We start from the raw sequence: 8,874 nt of genomic DNA, 5'->3' as shown, positions 1-8,874 counted from the left end.
CATCAATATTTTGCTCACTTTATAGTATCTACATAAAGATGTAAATGATACACCCTACTCCAACATAATAACTCTTTTTTTTATTGGAAAGACTGGTGGATGCAGCATTTTGCATGAGAAAAACTAATAACAGTGAGATCGATTAGCAAATAATTATCGGGTAGCAAAACTGTACTCACCGCTTCGTTCCGAATACTACAGTGGAGCCGCATAAAATCTCTGTCTAGCATTAGAATCACCTAATGCTAAAAAAAATTTTGATGTATCCTGAATTAGGCGTTCTATACAGTAAGATCACATTCTGAAATTAATAATTGAATACTCACTTCATGAAAACGAATAGACAATCTTAAACTAATCCTTCACCTGCAATGCTTGAATAAAAGCACTCTGCGGAACAGTAATATTTCCAATAGATCTCATACGCTTCTTACCCTTCTTCTGCTTTTCCAAAAGTTTCATCTTTCTCGTAACATCGCGCCCATATACCTTTGCTGTCACGTCCTTACGATATGGAGATATAGTTTCACGAGCTACTATCTTGGAACCAACTGCAGCCTGTATCGCAATCTTATATTGCTGCCTGGGAATAAGATCCTTTAACCGTTCACAAATTTCCCGCCCCCTTGATTCTATCTTTGACTTGTGTATTATACACGCCAGCGCATCTACCAATTCAGAATTAATCAAAAAAGTCAATTTTGATACCTCGGCAGGCATATAACCATCCATCTGCCAATCAAAGCTTGCATACCCTTTTGAGATAGATTTTAACCTATCATAAAAATCAAAAACTATTTCCGCCAAGGGTAATCTATACTGCAAGAGAGCCATATTACCAGTATACGAGAGATCTACTCGTTCCCCTCGTTTACCATTGCACAGAGCAAGCATCGATCCTAGATACTGATCTGGAACCATTATTGTAGCCATTATCCAAGGCTCTTCTACTTTTAGAATCTCATGTGCTTCTGGTAAATCATTGGGATTATGAATATCCCTTGTGACATTACGCTTATCAGTCACCTTATATACAACACTAGGGGCAGTAGCAGTGAGATCTAAATCGAACTCCCGCTCCAGCCTTTCCTGGACAACTTCAAGATGAAGCATGCCTAAGAAACCACAGCGGAAACCGTATCCAAGAGCAGTAGAACTCTCTATATCAAAAGTAAAACTCGCATCATTTAACTGCAGCTTCCCCAAAGCTTCTCTTAAATGTTCAAAACTTCCAGCATCAACAGGAAAAAGACTACAAAAGACCACCGGACAAGTAGCCCTAAACCCTGGCAAAGCTTCAGCACATCTTCTAGCATCTTCCGTAACAGTATCCCCTACTTTACAAGATAAAAGTTCCTTTATGCCCGCAGTAATGAACCCGATCTCACCCACAGACAAAGCATCAACCATTTTCTTGTGCGGAGTAAATACACCCACATTATCTACGGTATATACCGCTCCTGTAGACATCATCGATATCTTCATTCCCTTTTTCAATATACCGTCCTTAATACGCACCAAAATTACAATGCCCAGATACGGGTCATACCAACTATCCACCAATACCGCTTTTAAAGGAGCTTCCTCATCACCTTCAGGCGCAGGTAACCTCCCTATTATAGCTTCTAAAACATCATTTATTCCTATACCAGTCTTAGCTGATACTAAAAGAGCATCACTCGCATCCAGCCCTATTATCGTTTCAACTTGTGACTTAACTTTTTCAGGATCTGCAGAGGCAAGGTCTACTTTATTCAGTACCGTTATTATCTCATGATTATTTTCAATCGCCTTATAGACATTTGCCAATGTCTGAGCTTCAACACCCTGACTACTATCTATCACAAGCAACGAACCCTCACATGCAGCTAAGCTTCTGCTAACTTCGTATGAAAAATCAACGTGCCCGGGAGTATCCACAAGGTTTAAATAGTAAACTTTCCCTTCCTTGGACGTATACTTTAACCTTACAGTTTGAGCTTTTATCGTAATACCGCGCTCACGCTCGATATCCATGGAATCAAGAACTTGTTCTTTCATATCCCGCTCAGCCAAAGCATCACAAGACTCTATCAGCCTATCAGCTAAAGTTGATTTTCCATGATCTATATGCGCTATTATCGCAAAATTCCGTATCGAATTCCGATTCACCCTAGGACCACAAGCAACATCTAAAGCCAAAGTTTAAGTTACTATCATCTCCCTTTCAATGTAATAATTTATATCAGTTTCTTAAGAAGACATATAGACAACCTTTTAAGAGGCCCATCTCACAATTTGATTTCTTTATTACACGCAACAGCCACCTAACGCTGAGATATCATATCCAGTACGTTTCTTTCCGCTAATCGAAAGCTATTTTTTTGCCTTTTAAGAATATAATCTCGTATTCCACCGGAAGAGTATCTTCCCCTTCCCCCTTTCCAGCTAGCGACCTTCTATACAGATGCCACGCTTTATCCATGATACCAGGTTCTAAAGGCTCAGAACCCTTGTTAACCATATCACCTTCACCCATATCTTTTAGATCTTTATATAGGTGATGTAGACTTACGTAACTGATGCAAATGACACTTACATCAACAACTATGTCCGTAAATCCACAGGTCTGTAGCAACATTGCCATATCACCTGACCTAGGAAAAGGCTGTATCCTAGGCTCAACACACCCACCTTCAGCAGAAATTATAGCTTTCTTTATACCCCTTAGCGTAGATTCTCCAAAAGTGGCAGCTATGAATACACCCCCTTTTCCCAAAATAGAATTAATCCTAGAAATTGCCTCTACTAAGGAATTGAGGTTATGCAAGGTAAGATAACTAATAACTAAATCAAAACTCTGCCCAATAAATGGCATGGCTTCGTCATCTGATACTACCCTATTATACCCTCTACCATCTTCTAATTGCGAATCCACAACATCACAAAGAAAAACTTGATGATCCGAAGAGAAGAAAGGAACAAACTGACTCAATATGGGGTCGCCACGACACCCCAAAAACAAAATATCCGAAGCACGATCTAGCTGAAGAAAGGCCACTCTACCAGCAAGTAGAATAGCCACCTCCAAAAAAATTGACGAAGAAAAAGAAAGCGCCGATGCACGACACTGCCTTATAATCTTACGATCAAAAAGCATAAAGCCTAGAAAAACCTCGGCTTCTTAGGAGCAGCAGAACCATTCTGAACATCCCCATTAGCGCCATTACGCCCCCTTCCCCCAGCATTTCCAGAGGATTCACCAGATGACGATTTAGTATTTCCCGAAGAGGAATCAGAACCATAACCGCTACTACCAGCACTATGACGACGACGCGTCGAAGAAGACGACCTACCCCCTACATTACTCGCTGAAGAGGATGACCTAGCAGCTCCATCGCGCTTGCCACCACCACGACCATTTCTTCCAGCAGAAGCACCTCCATAATCTCCACGAGGAACATATACAGAACCAGCGCCACCATTCATACTACTGTCACTAGCAGCATTCCCAATAGCAACACCATTCCTTCTTTGCGGAGCATACAATTCGCAATCAACTTGATCACCAGTATCCTGATCTATTCTACGCATTGACAACTGAATATGATCCTTATCCATATCGATGACTAGAACCTTTACCTTATCACCAACTGCTAGAACATCAGCCACCGCATTTATGTGCTCATTCCTAATCTCACTAATATGAACAAGCCCCTTCCTAGCACCCAAAAACGTAACAAAAGCACCGTACTTAGCAAGCTCACAAACTTCACCACTATAGATCTTACCAACCTCAGGCTCAGACACCATCCCCGTGATCATATTCTTCGCACTTTCTATGGCTTCACGCCCGACGGCATAAATCATCACCGTTCCATCTTGAGAAATCTCAATTTTAGCGCCAGTTTTCTCACATATCTCACGTACATTCTTCCCGCCGGCACCAATGACGTTCTTTATCTTCCCCTTGTCTATGAGCATAGACTCCATCCTAGGAACATGCTCTCGAACAGCGCCACGAGATTCCCCTATTACACGATCCATCTTTTCAATGATGTAAAATCTACCTTCTTTAGCTTGATCTAAAGCAGCACCAAGGACAGCAAAGTCTATACCCTTTACCTTCATATCCATCTGCAGAGCAGTGATACCTTCCCTAGTACCAGCTACTTTAAAGTCCATATCACCAAGATAGTCTTCATCACCGAGTATATCCGAGAGTATAGCGTACTTATCACCCTCTTTTATCAACCCCATCGCAATACCAGCAACAGAAGACTTCAAAGGCACTCCCGTATCCATCAATGCAAGCGAAGCACCACACACCGTAGCCATAGAAGAAGAACCATCAGACTCAGTGATCTCAGATACAACCCTTATTGTATAAGGAAAATCAGCCTTAGAAGGAAGAACCGGATGTATAGCCCTCCACGCCAACTTACCATGACCTATTTCTCTCCTACCCGGAGGTCTCAAAGCAGAAGCCTCACCAACCGCATACGGAGGGAAATTATAATGCAACAAGAAACGCTCCCTCTTGTCCCCATCAAAACCATCAACTATTTGTTCATCCTGAGGAGTACCCAACGCTGTTATTACCAGCGCCTGCGTATCACCTCTAGTAAACAAAGCGGAACCATGAGCCTTAGATATTAGATCAACCTCTATCTCAATATTACGAATCTGATCGTACGCCCTTCCATCAATCCTAGATTTACTTTTAAGAACACGTTCGCGAACCAAAGAGCGCTCAAACGTCTTCATCGCATAAACAATATCTTGCGCAACATACTTGCTGCCATCTTCACTCCCAGATAAAAACCTAGCGCATAAATCCTCCGTTAAACTAGCTCTAACAGCATCTAATTTCGCTACCCTAGCCTTCTTTTCCTTCTCTGCGTAAGCAACCAAAAACCTCTCTTTATAATCAGAGTCTACGCTATCGATGATCGCACTCAAATCACACGGAACAAACTCAGCAGGAGCGCACTTCCTTGCTTCTTCAGCAAACTCTCCTATAACTTTTATTATTTCCTCACAGTGCTCATGCCCAAACTGTAAAGCCCCCAACATCTCCGCTTCAGTCAACTCATGAGCCTCAGACTCCACCATCAAGATCGATGTATCCGTCCTCGCATAGAACATATCTAGCGCACTAATACCCAATTCATCAGCAGAAGGATTTAAGATGTACCTCCCCTCTTCCTTTATGTACCCTATTCTAGCTCCAGCAACTGGACAATGAAAAGGAATACCCGAGATCGCAAGAGCAGCAGACACACCTATCAAAGCTACAGTCTCCGGGGGACTACTCGCATCATACGATAAAAGATTACACACCACCGCAACTTCATCACTAAAACCACAAGGGAATAACGGCCTTATACTCCTATCTATTATTCTTGAAATGAGAGTCTCCCTATCAGAAGGCTTCCCCTCTCTCTTAAAAAAACCACCCGGTATCTTCCCTACCGCATAGCTCTTAGCCAAAAACTGAACAGTTAACGGTAAAAAATCTACCGCTTCCTTTGACTTCTGCGACACAACAGTCGCAAGAACAGACGTGCCCCCATAGTCAACTACAACTGCACCCCCAGCTTGACGTGCAATCTTACCACTTTCGATGGTTAACGACCTATCTCCCCACTCTACACACTTCCTCGTGATATCGAACATACTTAAATTCCCATTCTAAAAAACACGCCAAGGCGCTAAAATCACTTATTTACAATCAATGGAACACGTCTCTTATGCCAAGCTTCTTGACCAAGTCTAGATACAAATCACTTCCATACTTGTTTTTTATGTATTGAAGCCTCTTTCGCCTCTTACAAACTAAGACCATGAGCCCTCTCCTACAATGATAGTCCTTCTTATGGATCCTGAGGTGCTCAGTAAGATTACGTATTCTCTCGGATAAAATAGCACATTGAACATATGCAGAACCTGTATCACCTTCCTTAATACGATACTCAGAAATCAACTCAGACTTTTTACTAGGTGTAATCGACATAAAAACGCAAGCACCCCCATACTATATTAAAAACTCAGACATTAAAAACCCGCACCGGCTTCGCGGTGCCATCTACGACTTCACAGATAGCGACAGGAACGCCACCCGCCTGGCTTAGGTAACACATATCACAATTCTCTACGATGCACAAGCCATTTAAAGCAGCATCTACTAATCTTATATTGCGTCCATTTTTTACTACTTTGGCCGTTTTTACATCTATTTCCACATGTGGTAGACCAGACATAACAATGCTCAGTGGAAATACAGCTTCCTCTAGCTTATTTCCACCTACTAACGCCTCTAGCTCTTGCAAAGTTATTATATTAGCTTCTGTAAATGGACCAACCATCGTACGACGCAATCTTGCAACATATCCATAACACCCTAGCGTGATGCCTAAATCCCTCGCAATTGCACGTATATAAACCCCTTTTCCACAAGTAATTCTAAGATCAGCCGTATTACTCTCAGAATCTATACTAAGTAATTCTATCTCTGTAACGCATACACTTCTTGGGGCTAAAGCTGTCTCTTTTCCCATTCTTGATAAGCTGTATGCACGCATACCCCCGACTTTTATAGCAGAAAAAGTTGACGGTATTTGTTGTATAACTCCAACGTATTGTCGCAACGCTTCTTTAATACTGTCTTCAGTTGGTCTAATAGTACTACTCTTGATAATCTTGCCCTCTGCATCATCAGTATCGCGCTGCTCACCCCACTGAATTGTAACTGCATAGGACTTCAAGTTGTCAGTTGCATAATTAGTGGTCTTTGTTGCTTCACCAAACGCTATAGGAAGTACACCCGTTGCAAGTGGATCCAATGTCCCTGCATGCCCCGCTTTGCACTGCAGCATTTTCTTTAACCTGCCTACAACGCTACCTGAGCTCATCCCATATGGCTTGTCTATATTTAACCATCCATACTTCATGGCTACTGCCGATATAAAACTTTCATGTTATCACTTTTCTTTTGAAGTAACATAATAACATAATGAAAAACCCCTATGCCAAATTCATTTATCAATATAGACTGTACGGACTCCGAGAACACGTACTCATTGATGTATTAGTTAATATGCAGTAGCGTATTAGGAGTCTTGCTTCCGTAGAGTTTGGTGTGTTTTATGGTGAATTTCAATTTTCAGTCTCTTTTCTCAACAACTGCAACAGGAGGCATAATAGAAAAGTGTAAGGGATTTTTAACCAGTAAAAACTGGTGGGCAAATGACATAGCTATAGATCTGGGCACCGCCAACACTCTTGTGTATGTTAAAGGCAAGGGTATCATAATTAATGAACCTTCTGTGGTTGCTTTGCTAAAGGATGGCGCTGGCTATATACCTTATGCTTTTGGAGTAGAAGCGAAAATGATGCTAGGTAAAACACCCGAAGGAATAGAAGCAGTGCGTCCGTTGAAAGATGGCGTTATAGCTGACTTCAGGAGCGCCGAGGAGATGATAAAGTTTTTCATAAAAGCTGCCAATAAGGGTAGAACTCTTAATCGTCCCACTGCTGTGATATGTGTACCTTCTGGATCAACACCCGTGGAAAGACGCGCTATACAAGATGCTGCATTATGCGCAGGAGCGGGCACTGTTTATTTGATTGAAGAACCGATGGCAGCTGCTATAGGCGCAGACTTGCCCGTCTCTAATCCAGCAGGGTCCATGATAGTAGATATAGGTGGTGGTACAACTGAAGTGGCTATTATCTCTCTTGGTGGAATAGTATACTCACGCTCTTTGCGGAGTGGAGGTGATTTAATGGACGAAGCGATCATTGCTTATACAAGGAAGAATCATAACCTACTTATCGGGGATGCAACCGCTGAGAAAGTCAAAAAGAACATAGGAGCAGCACGAATTCCTGAAGAAGGATCTGGTGATAGTACCGTCGTAAAAGGACGGGATCTGATAACTGGTGTACCTCGTGAAATTACTCTAACAGAAAAGGAAGTAGCTGAAAGCCTGACGGAATTAGTAGACACCATAATTGCAGCCATAAAACTTGCTTTAGAGTGTTCTCCGCCTGAAATATCTGCTGATATAGTTGATCAGGGAATTACACTGACTGGAGGGGCTAGTATGCTGAAAAACTTAGATGTAGTAATCGCAGAGGAGACGGGGTTGCAAGTCACCCTAGCAGCAAATCCTCTGTATTGTGTAGCCCTAGGAGTTGGAAAAGTTTTGGAAAATATGTCTTCTCTGTCTCGTGTGCTTTTCAGGCAAAATTAGTATCTGTGCTAGCATCTTCTATGTATTAATGGACAAAGCTGCTGGTGTTTTGCTCGTGAAAAATATGATCACTGCCTTCAGTAACTTACTATGGAACCACTAATATGGGTAGTATGCTTAAGAATGGTGCAGAATGTGATTATTTTATCTATAAATTTCAAGCTTGAGAGATTCGCGCAACGTAATAGATACCCCTTATAACGCACTACGACGCCCATTAGATATGGCTATGCACTTGAATTCTAGACGTCTACTACTTGCTGTATGGTGCATACTTTCAAAGCTAGAATAGACTTACTACATCATGTAGAAAATGTACTGCTCATGCGCTACAGGACGGATCACAGCTTATCCGAGTAATATTGCCTGAAATGGCAGCACTTGTGCGGTTTGCTGTGCGGTATAATTATCACACTTGTAAAAGATCTAATAACATTGAAAATACCACGCTGATAATCTACTATTGCATACTGCACCGTCATCTGAATAATATGCTTAAGAGTTAGGTAGCATTTCTATTTATTTTACCAGGCGCTGCATATTGAATATCTGCCATGTTACTAATGGCTTTAAATAACGTATTACAAGGCCACATATGTATGTAAGTGATGTACATATATTGCAGAGATCTCATCTG

Annotated in this window: 6 protein-coding genes; 1 reads left to right on the top strand and 5 read right to left on the bottom strand. The window is 41.7% G+C overall.

Translation table 11 applies throughout. The features are described 5' to 3' along the window. Positions 1–354: 354 nt before the first annotated feature. The 5 genes from lepA to truB all read right to left on the bottom strand — a co-directional run bounded on the left by lepA (position 355) and on the right by truB (position 6,932). Positions 355–2,151 (bottom strand): translation elongation factor 4, encoded by a 1,797-nt coding sequence (lepA, locus tag KPX09_RS03245; RefSeq protein WP_249548971.1) that lies wholly within the window; start codon positions 2,149–2,151, stop codon positions 355–357. A 193-nt stretch (positions 2,152–2,344) separates the two neighbouring features. Beyond that, positions 2,345–3,139, bottom strand: coding sequence for a methyltransferase domain-containing protein (locus KPX09_RS03240; protein ID WP_249548970.1), 795 nt, complete (start codon positions 3,137–3,139; stop codon positions 2,345–2,347). A 5-nt stretch (positions 3,140–3,144) separates the two neighbouring features. Next, complete coding sequence (gene pnp / locus KPX09_RS03235; RefSeq protein WP_249548969.1) at positions 3,145–5,658, bottom strand: polyribonucleotide nucleotidyltransferase; 2,514 nt, start codon at positions 5,656–5,658, stop codon at positions 3,145–3,147. Between the two features lie 55 nt (positions 5,659–5,713). Next, a complete protein-coding gene (rpsO, locus tag KPX09_RS03230) occupies positions 5,714–5,995 on the bottom strand; it encodes a 30S ribosomal protein S15 (protein WP_011450868.1) in 282 nt (93 codons plus the stop codon). Between the two features lie 34 nt (positions 5,996–6,029). Beyond that, positions 6,030–6,932, bottom strand: a complete 903-nt coding sequence (truB, locus tag KPX09_RS03225) for a tRNA pseudouridine(55) synthase TruB (RefSeq protein ID WP_249548968.1) — start codon at positions 6,930–6,932, stop codon at positions 6,030–6,032. A 195-nt stretch (positions 6,933–7,127) separates the two neighbouring features. Here truB and KPX09_RS03220 point away from each other — a divergent pair, with 195 nt between their 5' ends. Further along, on the top strand, positions 7,128–8,237 hold the full coding sequence (locus tag KPX09_RS03220) for a rod shape-determining protein (protein ID WP_249548967.1): 1,110 nt from the start codon (positions 7,128–7,130) through the stop codon (positions 8,235–8,237). Positions 8,238–8,874 lie beyond the last annotated feature (637 nt).

Origin of the sequence: Anaplasma phagocytophilum, from assembly GCF_023476575.1 — a bacterium.
Taxonomy (GTDB): Bacteria; Pseudomonadota; Alphaproteobacteria; order Rickettsiales; family Anaplasmataceae; genus Anaplasma; species Anaplasma phagocytophilum_A.
Note: the sequence above shows the minus strand (reverse complement) of the source record. Positions and strands in the feature narration are given on the sequence as shown.